The organism is Shewanella sp. CG12_big_fil_rev_8_21_14_0_65_47_15, from assembly GCF_002783505.1.
Classification (GTDB): Bacteria; Pseudomonadota; Gammaproteobacteria; order Enterobacterales; family Shewanellaceae; genus Shewanella.
Window position 1 is genome coordinate 118,536 of the sequence record NZ_PFGL01000001.1, and the last position, 21,765, is coordinate 140,300.

Consider the following 21,765-nt stretch of genomic DNA (forward strand, 5'->3'; position numbering starts at 1 on the left):
CGAAGGCCCGTTCCCCGTAAGCACGGGGATAAACCGCAGCAAATATTTTCAACCCGTAGCGTTGGCGACCGTTCCCCGTAAGCACGGGGATAAATAGGTTCGGAGTTCTAGCTCCTAAAGCCTAGGGCCTATCTCCTAGGGCCTATCTCCTAAAACCTAGCCCCGACCCATTACACTAAAGATCCAAGAAACAGTATTTTTCACTGATAGTAAGCTGTCATATCAAGATATAACCATCTTTAACATTGGTAGTTAGAGGACCAAAAACAATAATGCCGCTATTTAGCGGCATTATTGTTTTTACGCAATTAGTTAGCTAGGCGATACAGTTCTTGCTGGTAGGCTAAACTGCCCCACAATGCCCAGCTTAGGGCCTTTGCCTCAAGGGCGTGGGCGGCAGGAACGTGAGGGGTTAGCTGCTCAGTTTTCTCGTCATATCGGAAACCTTGTGCCGCTTTTTCGGGTTGCAACACAACCACATCTTTGCCTTCCATCAGGGCGAAGTTTTTATCGTATTGCATTAACGCGCGCCCCGGCCAATCGTCGCTCACCTGGGTCAAATCGCGGCCAAGCATAGGGTAAGAATCTGAAATACCGATTAAAGATAGCAAAGTGGGTGGTAAATCAATTTGACTCACAATGCGATGGTCGCGCTTAGGTTGAATCGCATCCCCGAGGATCAGCCCCGGAATACGAAAGCGTGATACGGGTACGAGATCCGCGCCACCCACTCGGCTGTCATGGTCGGCAACCACAATAAAGATCGTGTCCTTCCAGTAGTCGGCATTTTTAGCGAGTTTGAAAAACTCACCGATCGCATAGTCGGCGTACTTAGCCGCATTATTACGGGTTTGCTTAGGTTGTTCGTAGAGGTCGATGCGATCATCGGGGAATTCGAACGGATCGTGGTTACTCGAGCTAAACACTAAACTAAAGAATGGCTTACCTTCACTGTGTAGGCGTTCAAACTCGCTATTCGCCTTACGCATTAAGTCTTCGTCAGAGGCGCCCCAGGAGCCCACAAAGGCGGGAGACTGATAATCTTTTTGGTCTATGATATCGCTAAAGCCATTGCCCAAGAAGAAGCTGCGCATATTGTCAAAATGGCTTTCGCCACCATAGATAAACTGGGTGGTATAACCATGATTTTTAAGAAGTTCTGCTATGGTAAAAAAGCCAGTTTGACTCTTACCCAGTTTTACCACGGCACGTGCGGGTGTGGGGGTAAAGCCCGTTGTTACCGCTTCGATGCCGCGAACGGAGCGAGTGCCCGTTGCGTATAAATTATCGAAATACCAGCCTTCCTTCGATAGGGCATCGATATTCGGTGTCAGGGGTAATCCACCTAAGCTCCCGACAAAACGGGCGCCTAAACTTTCTTGCAGTAGGATCACTAAGTTCTTTGGCTTACCGGTGAAACTCGCTTGATTAAAACTCAGTGAGGGTACATCCGTCGAAGTAAAGGCATTTTCGGGACGACCACTTTCCTGCCTGATAGTGGCGATAATCTCGGCATTATCGAGTTTGCCATACACTTTTGATGCATCGGCCTCACTGCCCATCTGTTTGATGGCAAACACTAATGAATAGGCCGAGTTAATCACTAACGAGTTCACTAATGGATCGTCGGCAAAGGCGACCATAGCGGGGTTAATCGGTCTATGGCCTAAGGTCGAACGGGCCCCCAATAATGTCACGGCAATAACAAGTACCGCCAGCACAGGGCGTAAGTACCAGCGCGGGAAACGTAGATTTTTCGTGAGCTTACCGCTTAACCACCAGCCGCCACAGAGTGTACCTATCGTTAATAGCACGGAGAAAATCAGTTCGAGTTTGCGCCCCGCCCATAACATGGAAATCACTTCTTTCGGGTAAATCAGGTATTCCACATATAAACGGTTAGGACGAATACCGTATTCTTCGATAAAGGCGGGGGTCGATGCCTCTAAAAAGAGCATGATCCACAGGCCAAGCGTCAACCACAGCCTTAGGATCGGCTGCCAAAGGCGGCCAATGAGATGCTCACCCGAAAACAAGGCAGTCCCTAGGGCGGCAATCCCCCACAACCAACACAGTGTCGCTATATCGACGCGTAAACCTTGGATTAACAGGTGTGACCAACCGTCGACCGCGCTCACCCGTTCGGCTTGCCATAGGCCTAAACCGATACGACTTGCACTCGCAATCAACAGAACTAATAGGCAAAAAATGAAAATGGCGCGAAAAGGCCCGTGGGCGCCCTGGCGTCCGCGAGCAGATAAACCTGACAGCATGTATTACCCCAAAACAATCAATTTCCACTCAGCTTTGGAGTGTCGATTTGAAAAAACCTAGGAAGAAGTCGTCCTATGACAACCTATTTGGCTTAAGGTTGTATTAAATTGCCGCCTTTATAGTCTCGATGGCAGCAAAAATGCAACAATTTTATGACTAGCTTGGGTATAAATGTCGACTCGGACACAGGCCTGTCCGAGTCTGACATCATGGCTTACTTTTTCAGCTTAGCGAAGGCATCGGCAAAGGCGTTACCCATGGCCGCATTGGCTGGCGCTTTAGGCGCGGGCTTTTGGGCGGGACGCGCAGCGGGTTTTGCCGCTTGCGGGGCTTTACCATTATGCGTCTTTGCTGGGTTATGGGGTCTTGGCTGCGACTTGCTCTGATCTATCGCTTCATCCAGACGCATACTCAGGCCGATACGGCGGCGCTCGACATCCACCTCCATCACTTTCACTTTTACTACATCACCGGCTTTCACCACGGTATGTGGGTCGCTGATAAATTTGTCGGTCAGTGAAGAGATATGCACCAGTCCATCCTGATGCACGCCGATATCGACAAAGGCGCCAAAGTTAGTCACGTTAGTGACCACGCCTTCTAAGATCATCTCGGGTTTTAGATCCTTAAGCTCCTCAACCCCGTCCTTAAATTTAGCGGTTTTAAACTCACCACGGGGGTCGCGCCCAGGCTTATCCAGCTCGGCTAAAATGTCCGTTACGGTCGGCAAACCAAACTCGGGGGTAATAAACTCCTTGGCGTTAATGTTTCGCAGCAGATCCGAGTTGCCGATAAGACTCGCCAGCTCTACTTGCTTAGTCTTAGCGATAGTTTCGACGAGTGAATAAGCCTCTGGATGAACCGAAGAGGCATCGAGTGGATTGTTACCATCACGGATACGCAAAAAGCCCGCCGCTTGCTCATAGGCCTTAGGCCCTAAACGCGGCACTTTAAGCAGTTCTTTACGGTTGGTAAATTGGCCATTGGCATCGCGATAATCGACCACATTTTTCGCTAATGTCTTGTTTAAACCCGCCACTTGCGCCAATAAGGGCACAGAGGCCATATTGAGATCCACACCCACACCGTTTACACAGTCTTCCACCACGGCTTCGAGTGAACTGGATAACTGACTCTGGCTGACATCGTGCTGATACTGCCCAACGCCGATAGATTTAGGCTCGATTTTCACTAACTCGGCCAGTGGGTCCTGTAGACGACGGGCAATAGACACGGCGCCGCGAATAGAGACATCGAGATCAGGAAACTCCAGCGCCGCAAGCTCTGATGCCGAATACACAGAAGCGCCCGCTTCACTGACCATGACTTTAGTCAACTGTGGCTGCGACTCTTTAACGCTGGCAATCAATTCGGCGGCCAGCTTGTCGGTTTCCCGCGAAGCCGTACCGTTACCAATCGCAATCAACTCCACCTTATGCATCTGCACTAAGTTGGCTAGGGTTCGAATGGATTTGTCCCATAAATTTTGTGGCGCATGGGGGAAGATAGTGGTGTGAGCCACTAGTTTACCGGTGTTATCGACCACGGCCACTTTAACGCCGGTACGTAAACCAGGATCGAGTCCCATAGTCGCTTTGGCACCCGCGGGAGCGGCCATCAATAAATCCCCTAAATTACGGGCGAACACTTTAATCGCTTCGGCTTCGGCGCGTTCACGCATTTGCGAGATAAACTCAGTTTCCATTTGCAGGGCGATCTTAATCCGCCAGGTGGCGGTCACCACGGTTTTAAGCCATTGGTCGACGCTGCTGTCACCCAGTTTTAGCTGCAAATGCTCACTAATAATCACTTCACAGTAACCGCCCTGACCCGCTTCCACGCCGGGATCGGCATTCATAGATAAAGCTAAGAAACCCTCATTTCGACCACGCAACATGGCCAAGGCGCGATGTGAAGGCACCTTTGCCAAGGGCTCAGTGTGCTCAAAATAATCACGGAATTTTGCACCTTCTTTCTCTTTACCCGCGATAACACGGCTTTCTAACACACTGTTTTGGCTGAGATGCCCACGCACTTTGCGCAATAGCTCGGCATCTTCGGCATAGCGTTCCATCAAAATATAACGGGCGCCTTCGAGCACGGCTTTGATATCGCCAAGGCCCGCATCCACATTCAAATAACCCGTCGCCATCGCCTCGATATCGGCATTGCGATCCCTAAGCAGCGCATCGGCTAATGGCTCAAGGCCCGCCTCTATGGCAATTTGGCCCTTAGTGCGGCGCTTAGGCTTGAAGGGTAAATAGAGATCTTCGAGGCGCGTTTTACTGTCGGCGTTATCGATATCCTGTTGTAACTGTGCGGTTAATTTCCCCTGCGCCTGAATGCTAGACAAAATCACTTGGCGGCGATCATTCAGTTCCCGCAGGTAACCTAAACGCGTGTACAAGGTACGCAGTTGCGTATCGTCTAAACCACCCGTGGCTTCTTTACGGTAACGGGCAATAAAGGGAACCGTTGCGCCATCGTCGAGTAGGCTAATGGTCGCGCTAACTTGCTGCTCACGAACATTCAGTTCTTGGGCAATGGTGTGAGCGATGTTATGGACAGGGTTATGGGCATTAGTTTGCATAAATAAAGTGTCGCGCCTAACGGGTTGTGTGGGTCATGATTGCGCCCAAGATACCACAGGCGCAGGATCAATTTCATGTTAAAGCCAGTGTCAAATCACAGAGTTTGATCTTCCGCGCTATGATTTTCGAACGACTGAGCCCTCTTACGCCGGCAATCATAGGCTTAATCCGTTTCGCCGACGAGGGGAGTTTCGAAGGCTGTGTAACGGATCTCGTTGATATACCATTCTTTTGGACCTGAAGGGGTTTGCACCACCACCTCATCATCCACTTGTTTACCGATTAGCGCCCGCGCCATGGGGGAATCGATAGTGATATAGCCGAGTTTAGTGTCGAGTTCATCTTTACCGACAATCCGATAACGTACCCGCTCACCGGCTTCGTTTTCGAGTTCAAACCAAGCACCAAAATAAATCTTACCTTCCTGCTGGGGCGAGTAATCGACAATCTTCAGCTCTTCGAGGCGCTTGACCAAGTAACGAACACGACTATCTATTTGACGTAAAAGCCTTTTATTATAAGTGTAATCCGCGTTCTCACTTCGGTCTCCCTGCGCGGCCGCCTCCTGCACTTTGAGGGTGATCTGCGGCCGATATTCCTTCCACAGGTATTTTAATTCTTTATCTAAGGTCATCCAGCCTTGGCGGGTGATCAAATGCGCTTTCATGTTATGACTCAATCGTTGAATAAAATTGCCGCCATTAAAACGGGCCAATATTGACTGATAATACTCAGACTCACAGCCAAAGTTAACAAGCTATCGAGCAGCATTCCAACTCTCCCCAAGCTAAAATGCCAATTTAGTTACAATTTCATGTGCATAGTGAATAAATACAATGATTCCCATGCAATTTCATTTGCTTAGTATTAACATTGAACGGAAATAATCAGCATTAAGCGCATACTCGCTGAGATGATCAGCTAGTCGCTTAGGCTGAATGCGGCTATATTAGGCGGATTCGTTTTCAATTTCAGCTAGTTAATCTTAACTGCATTAGGGCAACACCTATAAAAGCAGTAATCCGAGCAATTAAAGGACATCCCATGGGACAAGAAACCTCGAAAATCCTCGTCGTCGATGATGATATGCGCCTCAGAGCGTTACTCGAGCGTTACCTGATGGAGCAAGGCTATCAGGTACGCAGTGCGGCCAATGCCGAGCAGATGGACAGGCTATTGGAACGTGAAAACTTCCATCTTTTGGTGCTCGATCTTATGTTGCCCGGCGAAGATGGCTTATCCATCTGCCGTCGTTTACGCCAACAGGGAAACCCAATTCCTATCGTGATGCTGACCGCCAAAGGCGATGAGGTTGATCGCATTATTGGCCTAGAGCTAGGTGCCGACGATTATCTACCTAAGCCTTTTAATCCAAGGGAATTACTGGCGCGAATTAAGGCCGTGATGCGCCGCCAAACCCCAGATGTCCCCGGCGCGCCGGCGCAGCAGGAAGCCGAGATCAGTTTTGGTGAGTTTTCCCTCGATTTAGCCACCCGCGAGATGTACCACGGCGACGAAGCTATCGCGCTGACCAGCGGTGAATTTGCGGTGCTCAAGGTATTAGTCACCCATCCACGGGAACCTTTATCACGGGATAAATTGATGAATCTTGCCCGTGGCCGCGATTATTCGGCATTGGAACGTTCGATTGATGTGCAGGTCTCTCGCCTGCGGCGTTTGATTGAAAAAGATCCGGCAAACCCAAGGTATATTCAAACCGTGTGGGGCTTAGGTTATGTGTTTGTACCCGATGGTGCGGCGCGTCGATGAGCCGCATTGCCATCTTAATTCCCTGCGGTGATTGAGCCCACGATGAAACTCAAGTGGTGGCAACGATTAATCCCCCGCAGTGCATTTAGCCAAACCGTGATGCTGATTGGTTGCCTATTACTGATCAATCAGTTGGTGTCTTACCTCACGGTTGCCGTGTATGTGCTTAAGCCAAGCTATCAGCAAATCAACCAGCTCATCGCCCGCCAAGTGAAGCTGTTGTTTGTCGACGGTATCGACATTGGCCGCGAGCACTTGACCATAGTCGATGCCCTCAATGCCAAAGTCCGTGACGATGGGATGAAGATCTACAATCAGCAACAGGCCAGAGAGGCGGGGATAGAACAGGCGACCTATTACGGTTTTTGGTCATCACAAATGTCGGAGTACCTCGGCGGTGAAGCCGAAGTGCGCGTCACCCACGGCAGCGTATTACAGATTTGGATCCGCCCTCCCCAAGCGCCTTCGGTGTGGATAAAAGTGCCGCTTATCGGCCAGAATGTCTCCGATCTCTCGCCGCTTACTCTCTATTTAATGGTGATCGGCGCACTCAGCGTCGCCGGCGGTTGGTGGTTTGCCCGCCAGCAAAACCGTCCACTCAGAAGGCTACAAAAGGCTGCGATTTCGGTCTCCCGCGGCGAATTTCCCGAACCTTTACCCCTTAAAGGTTCCAGCGAACTGGTCGAAGTAACCAATGCCTTCAACCAGATGGCCCGCAGTATGAAACAACTAGAGCAGGATAGAGCACTGTTGATGGCAGGGATTTCCCATGATTTACGCACGCCACTGACGCGCATTCGCCTCGCCTCTGAGATGATGGTGGTGGAAGATCAATATCTTAAAGACGGTATTGTCAACGATATCGAGGATATGGACGCCATTATCAGCCAATTTATTGCCTATATACGCCAAGATCAGGAGACCAGCCGCGAGCCGGGGCAAATTAATAAACTCATTCAGGATATCGCCCAGGCAGAAGCGAACCGCGCGGGTGAAATTGAAGTCGTGCTGAGCGACTGCCCCGAAGCCTTGTTCCAAGGGCTAGCGATTAAGCGAGTGCTCAGTAATCTGGTCGAAAATGCCTTCCGTTATGGTTCGGGCTGGGTGCGGATCAGTTCGCAATTCGATGGAAAACGTATCGGTTTTAGTGTCGAAGATAATGGCCCCGGAATCGAAGAGTCACAAATTCCTAAACTTTTCCAGCCTTTTACCCAAGGTGATATCGCTCGCGGCAGTGTGGGTTCTGGGCTAGGACTGGCTATCATCAAGCGGATTATCGATAGACATCAAGGGCAGATCAAGCTCTCGAACCGCGCCGAGGGTGGCTTAAAAGCCCAGGTGTGGCTGCCACTGGAATAGCTCGAGATCACAGATTTGCAGTTGAGATAACAAGGCTAGCTTCAACATAGGCCTTGTCATATTAATGTCACCTTAAATTCATAAACTCGGAGCAGTTAACTCGCTCTGTCCATTATGAAGATTGCCAAATGAAAATTTCAACGCTGTCGCTCTCTGCCTCCGCCCTGTTGTTATTGCTTGCGGGGTTACTCGCCGCCGTCGTGCTGTGGAGCAGCGATCAGCGGCAACATATTGAGCAACAAACTCAGGCATTGCAAAGCATTCAGCAGGATTTTCTCGTCGGCGTACGCCGCGATCTCGATGGTTACTTAGCCAATGGTAATGCCAGCCAGCTTGAACAGGCGAAAGCTAGACTCATTGCAATTAACACTCAGATCACTGAACTCAATCTCGCCGCCACGGGCGCCGCCGACAATGAATTGCAGCTCGGCCTGAAGCAGTTTATTGAAGATTTAGACACTAAATACCGCGCCGCAGGTAAACTCGCCGCGAACCCGCGGCAACTGCTCGCCCACGCCGAGTCAGAAATGCTCGACTATAACCGTCGCCTCGGCAGTTATGCCGATAAAGGCTTAGGCATCAATGCCGCAATCGCCGAGCAATATCTGCAATTGAGCCGCGATTTACCTTCTATTGTCTATCAACTTTCCCAACTGACCGACGGCTATCTGATCGGCAAAAATCAACAACTCAAGGGCATTCTAGATAGCACCAGTAAGGAGTTAAATACCTGGCACGACGCCCTTAGCGCACTACCGCTCATCGGCGTATATGAACAGCAAGAAGCCGATGAGTTTGCCCTTGGCGCCAGCGAGCCTGAACAAATTGAAATCGGTGAGAGTGACCGCAGTGAACTGCTGAGTCTCGCCAATAGATACAATAAAGAAGTCGCCAATACCCACCAATTGCTGCAAGCCAACCAAGAGATGCAAGCTCAGCTCATTCAAGCGGTTAGTAATATGGAACAACAGCTTATTGGTTTAGGCGATGCGCAGGCGGCGAAAAATCAGCAGCTTAAATACGAGTTGCAACTGATCCTCTATACCATGGTTTCGATTATGGCCTTGTTTGCCATAGGTTATTTGATCCTGCAGCAGAATCGGGTCGTCAAACCACTGAAACGTCTCAATCAAGCCTTTATGAGATTAAGCGAGTCCAATAGCCGTGAGCGTTTAGATATTAATCGGCGCTGTGAGACAGGCCAAATTGCAGGCCATTTCAATCAACTATTACAACGATTTGAGCAGGAAGATGAAACCCAGCGTCAACAAATGACTAAGGTTTCCCAATCCTTAAGTCAGCTGGTGGCGCGTATCACCCAACTATCGCAACATACTGAGCATACACAAACGATTGTGACCGATACTCAAACCCAAACTGAGCATATCCGCCACTTAGCCCATGAGGTCAGCCATACCTCGGAATTAGTTGAGCAAAGCGCCGCCGAAACCATGCGCCAGATGCAATCGAGCCAAACCGAAGCCGAAGCCGTGCTCAGCGCCACAGAGCAGACACAGACCGCCGTTGGGCTCTGTCATGACTCCCTCGAAAGCCTGAATAATTCAGTGATAAATGTATCCAAAATCATTGATGTGATTGGTAATATTGCCGAGCAAACCAACCTACTCGCCCTCAACGCCGCCATCGAAGCGGCCCGGGCCGGTGAGCAGGGTCGCGGCTTTGCCGTGGTCGCCGATGAAGTGCGTAGCTTAAGCCAGCGCACCCAAGTGTCCTTAAATGAAATCGTAAAAATCCTGCAGCAACTCACCCAATCGAATCATGCCCTAGGTGAGAGCGTCGATGGTATAGCCCAGGCCACCAGCAGCCAAAAACTGCGGGCCCAAAGTTTATGGCAGGTAGCACAAACAGTACAAAATCAAGCCAGTGAAATGGCCCATACCGCCAAACAGGGCTCGCACAATGCCAAAGAGCAAGTCGATTATCTCGATAAGTTTGTTCGCAGTATGGACAATTTAAAGGCGCAGGCACAAACCAGTTCCCAACAGAGTGGAGTCATCGCCCAAGAAGTCCAGCAGAGCGTTGAAGATATAGAAACCAGTTTGGGTATAGGCGACAGCCGTGTCGTGCAAGTGCGAGCGGCATAAGCCTTAAGCACATAAAAATGGCAACGAGAGAACAATCTCGCTGCCATTTGCAGTGATTAAGTAGCGTTAATCGTCAATGCGACAACTGTGGATTTGCATGCCATCAAACTGACACTCCACATTGGCCCATTTGCCGTCAAAGGTCGCTAAAGAGGCATCACTAGCATGGTAACCCCACAGACTATCCTGGCTCACCTTTCCGGTTAGCTCCAGTTCATTACTCTGCTGTTCAAGATCAATTTCCTTCACTAACCATTGGCCATCGGCTAATTCAACGCCCTCAATTTGCAGCCATTTTTGATCAAGGGTTGCAAGGGTTAAGCCATCATCAAACTGGGTTCTTGCGTCGATAATAAAGGTAAACCCATTGATTTGTAGCTGGTTATTGCTATCGAGTGTGGCTCGCCCCTCAAGCTCAAACTTGTTTCCTAAATCGGGGAACTGGCCCCCCCCATCTGAGTTTTCAAAGTCGACCTCTTTGGCCCACAACCCCTGCGCTGTCGTCTGAATATCCACCTCTAGGCGCTTACCCTCCAGCAAATTGGCACGATTACCATCTTCAAATTGAGTCTGTTCAGTCACATAGAGTCGTGTGTGGCTATTGAGCTCAAACTGACTCTTGTCTTGGTTAACCCAAGTCACAGTGCCCTCTAACTCCATCCCATTGAATGTCGGCACATCACTCGCATCTTCCACGTCGACTTCATGGGCCTTAAATACTGCGTTATCTTGCTGGCCTTCTACCTCAACCCATGCGCCTTCGGCTAACTGCCCTTCCAACTCGGCATTAGCATAATCGATCAGGGCTGAACCAAGGCGGAATTGCTGCGCAACAGGATCGAGCCCAGTCACCCGGCCTTCAATTTCAGCAATAGCGAGATTCGGAAAAAGGTTAATCGACTCTACCTGCCATTGTCCGACCACGGTAGGATAGCCATTTACCGCCACCCAATCTCCCACTTTATATTGGCTCGCTGATGCAATAGCTAACTGTATGCCATTGAGCGTGATATTATTTTGATTAATAGCGCTGATTTCGCCGACCAGAGCAGGATCAACAGCAATCGTTTTAGCCTGCTGACCTTGGTTAACCAAATCAAGGCGCATCCCCACTTGAATAGCTTTGGCCTCCAGTGGCTGTTGTTGATAACGAATCTCTGCATTAGCGATATTAATCTTATATCCATTCACAGTGATCTGCTGATGGTCTGCGGACACCTGAGTCACAGTCCCCATCATTTTAGCGGGTAAATTCGTCGGAGGTGGTGTCACATCCGCTGATGAGCCATCGCTACCACAGGCGGTTAATAGTAATGCGCTAATGCATACTAAGTGCTTATTCATTTTTTCTCCCTTATTTACCTTGTTAAATCAACGGCTGGCATCTTAGTATGGGAAACGTCAAGCAAACGTGAAGAAATGAAGATAAGTAATGAAAGTATTAATTGTTGATGATAATCATGATGTTATTGAAACGATCATGGATTATTTAACTCTAGAGGGTATTATTGCCGACTGTGCATATCACGGGGAAAGTGCAATCAATTTAATTCAACAAAACCATTACGATGTCATCATAATGGATATTATGATGCCCAAATTAGACGGTATTAATACGGTCAAAAAACTGCGTGAAGAAATTTATTGTAATACACCGATTATATTTTTAACAGCCAAAGATAGTCTGCAGGATAAAATTGATTCTTTTACATCAGGTGGGGATGATTTTTTAAATAAACCTTTTGCGATGGAAGAATTATGCTTACGACTGCATTCACTGCATAATCGTGGCCCACGTTTAGATGTGGGTATTTTGCACTTCAGTGATATCAGTTTAAATTTGCAAACCCATCAAGTTACCCGTGCTGGTAAAGAAATTAAGCTCAGTAAAATTCAGCGCACCATTCTTTCACTGTTACTAAAACATGCGCCCGCTATCGTGAGTAAAGAGCAATTGGTAGATACAGTATGGGGAGATGATGCACCTTCGAGTGATTCGCTTCGCAGCCACATATACAGCTTACGCAGTGCACTCGATAAAGGTTTTTCAGACTCAAAATTAGAGACTATCCATGGCCAAGGTTACCGACTTATCCCCTGAGCATTTTCCGAGTTTATATAAAAAAATCCGCCTCACTTTTTTAGTTTTAACTAGCTTGATGTTTGCCATTTTTTGGAGCCTCATTTATATCGCCGAAGAACAAATTGAGAAGATTAGCCTCGAGCAAACGCTGGCCACAGAGACTCGCGAATATCTAAAGAATTATCAAAGGCTTGGTGATAAAGCACAACTCCCCGATATCAATGAATTGAAAACATATTGGAGCAAAGAGTTTGTACCAGCTTGGCTGCAACCTTATCAAAATACCGGATTTTACGAACATCAACTGGGCGACGAAGATAAACACTTGTTAATATCAGCTCATCCTTCTGGGCAAGGGCTGTTGTATGTGGTTTATAAGGATGATGCGGACGATTTCCTTGATAGCTATGAAGATAGAATGCACATTTTGATCTCAATGATGGGGATCGGTTTACTCCTGTTTATCATGGCGTATGGATTGTATTTTGTACGTCTTCTATCCAGTCCACTTGCCGAGATTGAGAATAAAATCAATCAACTACCACCAGAGAAACCGACATCAACACCGAGTACCTCATACCGTGAAACCCGCCATATTGAGCAAACTCTATTAAGCAACAAAGCTAAAATTGCCGCCTACTTCACTCGGGAACAAGAATTTAGCCGTTTTGCCTCCCATGAGCTACGCACGCCCATTATGGTGATCCAAGGTTCGGTAGAATTGCTCAAAAAAATCCCCAATGCGACAACCGAGGCTCAACAATTAATGGTCAAAAAAGCCATTACACGTATTGATTACGCAGGGCATCAAATGAAAACCCTCACCGAGGCCTTTTTATTTCTCGGAAAAGAAGACATTGAATCACAGCACTACAGCCAAATTGATTTAGCACCACGCCTTGAACACATTTTAGCTGAAATGGCGCAGCATTTTGCCAAGCAAGAAATTACCTACAGCTTAACGCTTAAAGATTGCTTGAGCATCAAGGTGCCACTGAGCTTTATTAACATAGTAATAGGCAATTTAATTAAAAATGCTTTCAATTACAGTGCCGGAAACATTGAAATTACGATGCAAAGCAACCAATTATGGATACTGAATCCACTAAGCACTCAAAGTACCGATACTTCAGGCTATGGCTGCGGATTAATTATTATTGAACGTATTTGCGAGCGAATGGGCTGGGCATTTTCAACCCAAAACGATGGTGCTAGCTATCAGGCTTATGTTCAGTTTATAGATAATACCCATTAACTGAAGTTAGCGTGGATAAATGACCTCATTTTAGCAAATTCTGAGTTGCAGACCCAATCTTCACAACCGTTTCACGCTTGTCTTGGTACTATGCTCACAACACTGTAATAGCCATTGAGGCTGAGTAACATAAAAACCATAGAAAGGACAAACAGATGAATAAAATGACTCTTACCGTTTTCGTCATGGCACTTTCATTCACCACTATGACCAGCCAAGCCGGCTTTCAATCTACAACGGATGAACCTCAAATACAGGGCGGCTTCCAAGGTCCGAGTGCAAGACAGATGATTCGTGATGTGGTGAGCGCGCTCAATGCCAGTGATGACGCCCAAATTGAGTTAACGGGCCATATCATTTCTTCCATTGGACACGATGATTATATTTTTCGTGACGCTACGGGTGATATTAAGGTCGAAATTGATGATGATTTATGGCGCAGCAACACAGTAACACCTGAAACTCCGATCATTATTCGTGGTGAAGTGGATAAAGATTGGTCTGAAGTGACCATAGATGCAGACAACATTCAAATCGTACAATAAATTGATTTAGTTAAAGCCAGCCAATGAATGGCTGGCTTTTATCACATCCAAACTTCATTTCTTAAAAAAGCTTAAAGTGCGGCTAAAACCGCTTCGGCTTTGCTGACCTCGAATGACTTTGGCGCTTCAACATTAAGCAAGCTCACTACGCCATTGTCGATAATCATGGCGTAACGCTGCGAGCGCACACCGCCAAAACCTGCGGTATCCATCTCTAAGCCTAGCGCCTTAGTAAAGCTCGCATCGCCATCGGCAAGCATCAGTAACTCAGACGCATTTTGCGCCTCGCCCCAGGCTTTCATCACAAAGGCATCGTTTACCGATACACAGGCAATGATATCCACACCCTTGGCTTTAAATTGATCGGCTAGTACCACATAACCTGGCAAATGCGCCTCGGAGCAGGTTGGTGTAAAGGCACCAGGCACTGCAAATAACACCACTTTTTTACCCGCGAATAGCTCGGTAACTTGATGATTTACCATGCCATCTTTAGTCAGTTGGCTTAACGTCGCCGCTGGTAATGTTTGACCTTGAGCAATCATGTCTCTCTTCCTTTAGTTAAAGTAACCCGCTCATACTAGCCCTATTTTTCCAAGATAAACACAGAGAGAAAAAGGGGGCATTTATAGGAGAGTAATAAAGTTTCTATCCTTAGGATGACTTGTTCACCCCTTGCTCTTGCCTAACGTCAGTGCTAACATTTGTACTCACTTAAACTTAGGAGCTACTCATGGACACTAGAATTCAATTTCGTGTTGATGACGAAGTTAAACGCTTAGCTCAGCAAATGGCTGAGAGCCAAGGACGCACTCTAAGCGATGCTTGCCGTGAGCTTACTGAGCAGATGGCTGAGCAACAACGAAAAGCATTATCCCATGACGCTTGGTTAACTGAACAAGTCAACCTAGCATTTGAGAAGCTTGACTCAGGAAGAGCTTCATTTGTTGACCATAACTCAGCAAAAGCGCGAATGAATCAACGAAAAGCTAAGATTCGTAGCCGAGATCAGCAATGATTTTATGGGAAGAAGAATCGCTACATGATCGTGAAAAGATCTTTGAGTTTCTTTATGACTTCAACCCTGATGCAGCTGAAAAAACTGATCAAACCATTGAGGATAAAGTAGAAAATTTACTCGAACAACCACTGATGGGCGTTCAACGTGATGGTATTCGAGGGCGATTACTCATTATCCCTGAAATCTCAATGATCGTTTCTTACTGGGTTGAAGGTTCAATTATTCGCGTGATGCGAGTTTTACACCAGAAGCAAAAATTCCCTACCGACTGATAGTTGTCGCTGGACAAACTAACGTAAAAGTAACTGACGCTGCCCGACTTATCACGCAGCGTCTGTGTTGACAGCTAGGTTAAGTTTTTAATTTTTGTTATAGCCAAACGCATTGGTTTGAAGTGCTCTCTTCCAGTATTGCTCTCGGTTGCGAATTACTTGGTCATCCGTTCTCATAGATCGAAACTCAAGTATTGAAAACTGAAAATTTTCACGGGCATATGCAATGCCATTGGTGTTTATGAGTTTTGTGAGTTCATCATTCCACCCGTGGCCTGTACCGATGTAGCAGGCCCATCTTGACCAAATACCAGCGTCACCATATGCCGAACCAACGTACATCTTGCAATTACTTTTATCTACTATCAGATAGACACCTTTTACGTTTTCAAGGGCAGCTTTCCAGTCAGATTTGTTCTGCTTGATAATCGCTTCGAGCTGCGAAAAACCATGCTCAACATTTTCGTAACCACAAAATGCTTCACCCTCAAATGGTTTTTCAAACAGTTGTGCGACCTTTAATTCGTTGAAATGACTTTCGAGGTAAAAAGCGCGTCCTCTTACACCAGGGCCAGGATAGTGAATGAGGAGGCGCCCGATATACTCTTGGTGAAGCGCAACGAGTTTGACGTTATATGAGTCAGTGTTGCGTTCGATGACTTCAAAAATTCCGCCAAAAAGCCATTTATCCGTTTGATGGTAGTAGCGAATTAAGCTGAAAATAAACTTGCGACTGAAGTCATTACGGCTACCGCGCCAACTATTCCAACCCTTCCATTCATCAGGATCGCGAACAAAAACGTCTAGTGGCTGTTCTTCGCCATTCCAAACGGCAAAATGAATTTTGTACTCATCGAGATTATCTATTGGGAGTAATTTATTCGCAGAAATATCCATTGCATCTCCAAAAACCTAACGCTTTGCTAATGAGCCGCCCAAATACCACAAAATAAAAAATACATTAAAAACAATGACATAAAACGAAACCAAATTACCCTCAAACGATTGACCACGTTTGTCAAAGCGGATGATTAGCCCAGTATCATCCACCATTTTGAGGTAATCCCTTAACGAAAAAGCAGTGGTAGGGCCTTATTCTGTAAACAATCTGTACCATTACTACAATAGGGGTAATACCTTGATGAGTTATATAAGAGTATATTTCAAAGTATTAAACCCATTTTTCACACTTGCGCACTGCCGCCAACAACCCAAGACAGAGCAAGGCCAAGACAGAAAATGCGCCGCCGCTTTCTTCCACCACAATCACTTCATCAATGTGGTCACGGTCGCTACTTTCCAGTGGCAGCGCGTACAAACCATCGGTTTCATCGGCACTGATGGTCGCAACAATATCGCTGTAGCCCACTTCATACACATCGATTAGTACATCGTAGTGATCCGTCGCATAACCAGAGTAGAGTGTGGTCAATACCTCATAGTCATCCTGAGTCGAGTCGCCATAAATGGTGAATACATCCGTAGTGTAGTAATGCACCCAAGGGCCGCCATTACGGCTAAGGTACAATTCGGCAAACAGATCGGCGCGCTCATTAAGATATGCCCCGAACACATCCACATCGAAGGTCACACTAAAGGTTTGATAAAAACCATCGTAATCAAAGTCTTCGAACATACGACTACTGGCATCAAAAATCGCAAAGTTGTGATAAACCGGGGCACGATAGGGATCTTCAGTCGCGGCGCTCGAGCTTGGAATGGGCTGACTCGTATGTTTGGCGATCACTTGTTCGCGGGTCATGGGTGTTGCGCCCATCAGTTGTATGCGATTTGTACTCGGGCTCTTAGTCGAGAAGGACGGTGCTAGCGACTTGACTGCAGCGGCTGCAACTTCACCCACACTCTGGGCGGGTGCCGACTGTTGCAATAGGCTTAAGGCTTGTTGTTCTTGCTTTGCGGCTTGTTCGGCATCGGCTGTTTTCACCATGCCAACACTGGCCGCGCTAAAGGGCGCCAAGCTTGGCTCCTCAGTAGACTGTGCGCTCACAGTCGTCGATGTCATTAATGCGCCAGCCAATACCATCGCCCTAACAAAGCTGGAGTTTGTTGTGGTTGCCATACCCTGTTGATTGAGTGTGTTCATCTTGAATACCCCGTGATAAGCCGTTCAAATTGGTGACATTAGAGGGCACTCAAGGTGAACATAAGCTGAACATTTGCATGCGTCGTCCTTCAGCGAAAAAACCGTTCAGCCTCAATTCATCTGCTGTGGTTAACACTGCTAACATGACACAGGATATGACTCGTGTACGATAAATAGGTTCAGGCGACAGTTAGCAAATCGCTATAATCTGAAGCACAGAGAATTTTAAAGGAATTGTGTTTACCAATTGGCTGATCTCTATGTGTTTGTTATGGTGATAAGGTATTCTTAGTCGACTCGATAAGCTATCCATCTAGCTACTCACTTAAGATCGCCGAACCTGCACGGGGAACAGATATGAAGCTTGGTTTAACACTGACCCTAGTCGCTTGCTTATGCGCTTCCTTTGGCAGCATAGCGGGCAATGATAAACACGATGATCGCAATCAATCGCGCAACCAAGGCGTGAAGAATGAGCAGCGCCAACTTGTAGTGAACAGTCCAGACCAAGCCGTGGCTATGGTGCAGCGTCAATATCGAGGAAAAGTGCTCAGCGTACAATCGAGTGGCTCAGGCTACAGAGTTAAAATCCTCAATAACGATGGCCAAGTTTTTTCAGTTTCGGTAGATGCCGCCACAGGGCGCGTTTCGAGGAATTAATATGCGACTCTTACTCGTTGAAGACGACTTAGCACTGCAAGCCAATTTAAAGCAGCACTTGCTTGATGCCCATTACAGCATAGATGTCGCCAGCGACGGCGAAGAAGGCTTGTTTCAAGCCATTGAATATAACTATGACGCCGCCATTATCGATGTAGGTCTACCTAAACTCGACGGCATTAGCCTTATCCGCCGCGTGCGTCAAAAAGAGCGGGCTTTCCCCATCTTGATCTTAACCGCGCGGGATAGCTGGCAGGATAAAGTCGAAGGCCTCGATGCCGGTGCCGATGATTATCTCACTAAACCCTTCCATCCAGAGGAATTGGTTGCCCGCCTCAAAGCCCTTATTCGCCGCTCTGCGGGTAAGGCAAGCCCTGTGATCACTAACGGGCCATTTAGTTTAAATACCAGTAGCTTAGAAGTACGTAAAGGGGATGAACTCGTCACCCTTAGCGGCTCGGAGTACAAACTGTTTGAAATCTTTATGTTGCATCAGGGCGAAGTGAAATCCAAAACCGCGCTCACTGAACATATTTATGATCAGGATTTTGATCTCGACTCCAACGTCATCGAAGTCTTTATCCGCCGTTTACGCAAAAAACTCGACCCAGATGGCCAATACAATCTGATCGAAACCCTGCGCGGCCAAGGCTATCGTTTAAGAGTCATCTCCCCAGAGCAAGGTGTTGATGAGTAAGCGCGCGCTTGCCTGGCAGTTACTCAACTCCCTCAAAACACGGCTCGTTCTCAGTGCGCTGTTGTTTATCTTAGTGCTACTGCCGCTGATCGGTATCGCCCTCAACAACGCCTTTGCAGAGCAGGTAAAGAGTGCCGCTAAAAATGAGCTGAGTGCCTATGTTTATTCGGTTTTAGCCGTCACTGAGGTCGAAAACAAGCGAGTTTTTATCCCTGAATTAGTACTCGAAAACCGTTTTAATCTCATCCAGTCAGGACTCTATGCCATTGCCACCACAGAGGATGCGGAGCATAAACAGAGCATAGTCTGGCATTCCCAGTCCTTTATGGGCATTACGCCGCCGGCGCAGTTCACTATTCCCCCGACGGGCAAAAGTGCCTTCGAGCAAATCAACCTCGCTGGCGCGCCACACCTTATCTATAGCTTTAGTGTGAGCTTTGCTAGTTTGAATGAAAATGTGCCCGTCACCGTACACATCATTAAGGATGAGCAGGAGTTCCAGCAGCAGATAACCCAGTTTAATCAACAGCTTTGGACTTGGTTGCTGATCTTAATCCTAGTGATGCTGGTATTTCAGCTGAGTTGGTTATTGTGGACAATTAGGCCACTTGCCCGCTTCACTCAAGAACTCCACGATGTGGAACAGGGTAAATCGACCCAGTTAAGCAGCCAATATCCCAATGAATTACAGGCGGTGGCGAGGCAGCTCAATATCCTGCTCAATACCGAACAAACCCAGCGTAAGCGCTATCGCAATGCCCTCGCGGATTTAGCCCATAGTCTGAAAACGCCATTAGCTGTGATTAAGAGTCAAAAGGATTTAAGCGAAGCCTCGAGCGAGCAAGTGTCTAACATCAGTCGCATTATCAGCCACCAGCTTAAACGCGCCCAAACAGCGGCGGCGGCCTCATGGCATTTAGGGATTAAGGTTGATGAGGTGGCCAATAAACTGCTACGCACCTTAGCCAAGATTTACCGAGAGCCACTGATTAACCTCAGTGGCGAAATCGCTGAGCAGGCCGTATTTAAAGGCGATGAAGCCGATCTCACCGAGATTTTAGGCAATTTGCTCGACAACGCCTGCAAGGCCGCCAAATCGACGGTCAAATTAACTGTGACTGGCGATGCCTATCAATTGCTGATCTGTATCGAAGACGATGGCCCAGGGATCAGCGAAGCTCTGCAAACTCAGATATTTGAGCGTGGGATCCGCGCCGATTCTTACCGCCAAGGCAATGGCATTGGGTTGGCGATTGTCCGTGACTTAGTGGACAGCTATAACGGTAGAATTTCAGTTTCGCGTTCAGAAACCTTAGGTGGCGCCCAATTTAGCCTCAGCTTTATCCACTCTGCTTAGTCTTTATTTTCAATAAAATAGATAAATTAATTCCTCATAATAAAGGTTTTTTCTGACGAAATACTTTCAGCTTATGTTCATATTCAAACGCCTATGATGCCAATAACATCCTCACACAGGATTATTGGAGCGAATCATGAACAGATTATATCGATGGAAATGGCTAGTGTTATCGGCGGCATTAGTTGCCCTGCCTTTCACCGCGCCAACCCAAGCCGCAGGCGTATCGGTCAGCCAAGGTTCAAGTGCTTCACTGGGCCAGGCCGAACTCGAACAGATGCTGGCGCCCATTGCGCTCTATCCCGATAGTTTGCTGAGCCATATTTTGATCGCCTCAACCTATCCACTCGAAGTGGTACAGGCGCAGCGTTGGTTGGAGGATCACCCTAAGTTATCGGTCGACCAAGTGATGTCACGCACCGAAGACAAGGACTGGGACCCGAGTGTCAAAGCTCTGATGGCCTTCCCCAATGTATTGCAAAAGATGAGTGAAGATTTGGATTGGACCCAAAGACTCGGTGAAGCCTTCTTGGCCGACGAGGCGCAAGTGATGGACGGCATCCAATCGCTCAGACAACAGGCGGATAAAGCCAACAACCTGGCCAATATGGATAATATGGCCATTACCCGCGCCAATAACCTGATCATTATCGAGCCAGCAAGACGCGAAGTCGTATATGTGCCCTATTATGATCCCCGTGTAGTCTACGGCACTTGGCGCTGGGGCGTAGCCTATCCGCCCGTATATTGGGAGTTTGGTGGCTATGTTGGCTATCCTTACCGCCCAAGCAACAGTTACTTTTATTGGTCACCCGGGATCCATATTTCCTTTAACTACTTCTTTAGCTCATTCCATTGGCATAACCACAGGGTCGTAGTGATTGACCACCATCATTCACACCACTATCGCCCACGGGAGAGATACTCTGTCAGCTATGGCGCTCAACCTTGGAAGCATAAACCCGAGCATAGACGCGGTGTGGTTTACCATAACCCCGTAGTAAAACAACGCTACTACAGTGACAGCAAATTGCGTGGCCGCGATTCTCACTCCAGCGGCAGTGGTCAGCACTTTACGAGTCAGTATGCCAAATCACGGGAACAGCAAAATGTAGGTTATCAGCGTGATAACAAGGGCTATGATAAGAGCCATAGTAAGGACAGAGGCTACAACTATAGCCGCGAACGTGCACCTAACTTCCAAAATACTCAGGCCGAGTTAAAAGAGCGTCGTTCCGTGCCGATGAACTCAGTTCAGGCTAAAAAAGAAGGTTACCCAAAAGAGCGTAACGACAATGGCCGCCATGATAATCAGGTCAGACAAATGCAAGCGAAGGCGTCGAGGGAACAAACTAAGGACAGCCCACAGCGGCAGTATCAAAGCCGAGACTCACAGCCACGCAATCTAGAAATACGGGCTCAGCCACAGAGACAGGAAACACGCCCCGAGGTCAGACGCGCAGAACCGCAGCACAGTGAGCAGCCCAGACAATCTGCACCAAGACAAGCCGCGCCAAAGCAGCGGGAAGAAGTGCGAGTGAGACAGAACGAACCACGCCAAAATATGCAAACGGCACGCAATGTAGAGCATAATCAGGGAAGATCGGCACAAAGCCAGGAACGACGTCACAGGGAGTAGTACAACAAACGAAAAGAGCGCGATAGTTGCGCT

At 47.7% G+C, this 21,765-nt stretch carries 19 protein-coding genes and 1 CRISPR repeat array (1 of these 20 cut by a window edge); of the genes, 12 read left to right on the forward strand and 7 right to left on the reverse strand.

Translation table 11 applies throughout. The annotated features are described in order from the left end of the window. Window positions 1-97: a CRISPR direct-repeat array (repeat unit 29 nt; unit sequence CCGTTCCCCGTAAGCACGGGGATAAACCG); it begins 8,654 nt to the left of the window's first position. A 211-nt stretch (window positions 98-308) separates the two neighbouring features. From COW15_RS00510 to greB, 3 genes are all read right to left on the reverse strand, one after another. Further along, entirely contained in the window at window positions 309-2,273 is a 1,965-nt protein-coding gene (locus COW15_RS00510; protein WP_293628716.1) for an LTA synthase family protein, read from the reverse strand. Window positions 2,274-2,488: 215 nt separating this feature from the next. Next, on the reverse strand, window positions 2,489-4,864 hold the full coding sequence (locus COW15_RS00515; protein WP_293628717.1) for a Tex family protein: 2,376 nt from the start codon (window positions 4,862-4,864) through the stop codon (window positions 2,489-2,491). Between the two features lie 164 nt (window positions 4,865-5,028). Beyond that, entirely contained in the window at window positions 5,029-5,532 is a 504-nt protein-coding gene (greB, locus tag COW15_RS00520; RefSeq protein WP_293628718.1) for a transcription elongation factor GreB, read from the reverse strand. A 377-nt stretch (window positions 5,533-5,909) separates the two neighbouring features. On the opposite strand from greB, the gene ompR reads away from it, so the two are divergent. The 3 genes from ompR (at window position 5,910) to COW15_RS00535 (ending at window position 10,099) form a co-directional block, all read left to right on the forward strand. Next, window positions 5,910-6,635, forward strand: a complete 726-nt coding sequence (ompR, locus tag COW15_RS00525) for a two-component system response regulator OmpR (protein ID WP_007652054.1) — start codon at window positions 5,910-5,912, stop codon at window positions 6,633-6,635. A gap of 42 nt (window positions 6,636-6,677) precedes the next feature. After that, window positions 6,678-7,994, forward strand: coding sequence for a two-component system sensor histidine kinase EnvZ (gene envZ, locus COW15_RS00530; RefSeq protein WP_293628720.1), 1,317 nt, complete (start codon window positions 6,678-6,680; stop codon window positions 7,992-7,994). 128 nt (window positions 7,995-8,122) lie between these two features. Beyond that, window positions 8,123-10,099 (forward strand): methyl-accepting chemotaxis protein, encoded by a 1,977-nt coding sequence (locus COW15_RS00535; protein ID WP_293628721.1) that lies wholly within the window; start codon window positions 8,123-8,125, stop codon window positions 10,097-10,099. Between the two features lie 66 nt (window positions 10,100-10,165). Here COW15_RS00535 and COW15_RS00540 read toward each other — a convergent pair whose 3' ends face one another. Next, window positions 10,166-11,443 carry a DUF5666 domain-containing protein gene (locus COW15_RS00540; RefSeq protein ID WP_293628722.1) on the reverse strand — a complete coding sequence of 426 codons (1,278 nt, stop codon included), beginning with the start codon at window positions 11,441-11,443 and terminating at the stop codon, window positions 10,166-10,168. Window positions 11,444-11,531: 88 nt separating this feature from the next. Here COW15_RS00540 and COW15_RS00545 point away from each other — a divergent pair, with 88 nt between their 5' ends. The 3 genes from COW15_RS00545 to COW15_RS00555 all read left to right on the forward strand — a co-directional run bounded on the left by COW15_RS00545 (window position 11,532) and on the right by COW15_RS00555 (window position 13,982). Then, window positions 11,532-12,200: a response regulator transcription factor gene (locus COW15_RS00545; RefSeq protein ID WP_293628723.1), complete on the forward strand. Its 669-nt coding sequence runs from the start codon at window positions 11,532-11,534 to the stop codon at window positions 12,198-12,200. Continuing rightward, complete coding sequence (locus tag COW15_RS00550) at window positions 12,172-13,437, forward strand: HAMP domain-containing sensor histidine kinase (protein ID WP_293628725.1); 1,266 nt, start codon at window positions 12,172-12,174, stop codon at window positions 13,435-13,437. The genes COW15_RS00545 and COW15_RS00550 overlap by 29 nt, the downstream gene beginning before the upstream one ends. A gap of 155 nt (window positions 13,438-13,592) precedes the next feature. Next, window positions 13,593-13,982, forward strand: coding sequence for a NirD/YgiW/YdeI family stress tolerance protein (locus COW15_RS00555; RefSeq protein WP_293628727.1), 390 nt, complete (start codon window positions 13,593-13,595; stop codon window positions 13,980-13,982). A 71-nt stretch (window positions 13,983-14,053) separates the two neighbouring features. Here the strand turns inward: COW15_RS00555 and COW15_RS00560 are convergent, their stop codons facing one another. After that, a complete protein-coding gene (locus COW15_RS00560; protein WP_293628729.1) occupies window positions 14,054-14,527 on the reverse strand; it encodes a peroxiredoxin in 474 nt (157 codons plus the stop codon). A gap of 188 nt (window positions 14,528-14,715) precedes the next feature. On the opposite strand from COW15_RS00560, the gene COW15_RS00565 reads away from it, so the two are divergent. After that, complete coding sequence (locus COW15_RS00565) at window positions 14,716-15,000, forward strand: type II toxin-antitoxin system RelB/DinJ family antitoxin (RefSeq protein WP_293628730.1); 285 nt, start codon at window positions 14,716-14,718, stop codon at window positions 14,998-15,000. After that, window positions 14,997-15,275 carry a type II toxin-antitoxin system RelE/ParE family toxin gene (locus tag COW15_RS00570; protein ID WP_253989521.1) on the forward strand — a complete coding sequence of 93 codons (279 nt, stop codon included), beginning with the start codon at window positions 14,997-14,999 and terminating at the stop codon, window positions 15,273-15,275. Before COW15_RS00565 ends, COW15_RS00570 begins: the two co-directional genes overlap by 4 nt. A gap of 87 nt (window positions 15,276-15,362) precedes the next feature. Here COW15_RS00570 and COW15_RS00575 read toward each other — a convergent pair whose 3' ends face one another. Together COW15_RS00575 and COW15_RS00580 are read right to left on the reverse strand one after the other, a co-directional pair. Beyond that, the gene (locus COW15_RS00575) at window positions 15,363-16,172 is read right to left on the reverse strand and encodes a GIY-YIG nuclease family protein (RefSeq protein WP_293628732.1); all 810 of its coding nucleotides are present in this window, start codon (window positions 16,170-16,172) and stop codon (window positions 15,363-15,365) included. 274 nt (window positions 16,173-16,446) lie between these two features. Next, window positions 16,447-17,379, reverse strand: a complete 933-nt coding sequence (locus COW15_RS00580) for a choice-of-anchor H family protein (protein ID WP_293628733.1) — start codon at window positions 17,377-17,379, stop codon at window positions 16,447-16,449. Between the two features lie 357 nt (window positions 17,380-17,736). Here COW15_RS00580 and COW15_RS00585 point away from each other — a divergent pair, with 357 nt between their 5' ends. From COW15_RS00585 to COW15_RS00600, 4 genes are all read left to right on the forward strand, one after another. Further along, window positions 17,737-18,039 (forward strand): PepSY domain-containing protein, encoded by a 303-nt coding sequence (locus COW15_RS00585; protein WP_293628734.1) that lies wholly within the window; start codon window positions 17,737-17,739, stop codon window positions 18,037-18,039. A 1-nt stretch (window position 18,040) separates the two neighbouring features. Next, window positions 18,041-18,736 carry a response regulator transcription factor gene (locus COW15_RS00590; RefSeq protein ID WP_293628736.1) on the forward strand — a complete coding sequence of 232 codons (696 nt, stop codon included), beginning with the start codon at window positions 18,041-18,043 and terminating at the stop codon, window positions 18,734-18,736. Further along, the gene (locus COW15_RS00595; RefSeq protein ID WP_293628738.1) at window positions 18,729-20,093 is read left to right on the forward strand and encodes an ATP-binding protein; all 1,365 of its coding nucleotides are present in this window, start codon (window positions 18,729-18,731) and stop codon (window positions 20,091-20,093) included. Before COW15_RS00590 ends, COW15_RS00595 begins: the two co-directional genes overlap by 8 nt. 136 nt (window positions 20,094-20,229) lie before the next feature. Next, on the forward strand, window positions 20,230-21,732 hold the full coding sequence (locus tag COW15_RS00600) for a DUF3300 domain-containing protein (protein ID WP_293628740.1): 1,503 nt from the start codon (window positions 20,230-20,232) through the stop codon (window positions 21,730-21,732). Window positions 21,733-21,765 lie beyond the last annotated feature (33 nt).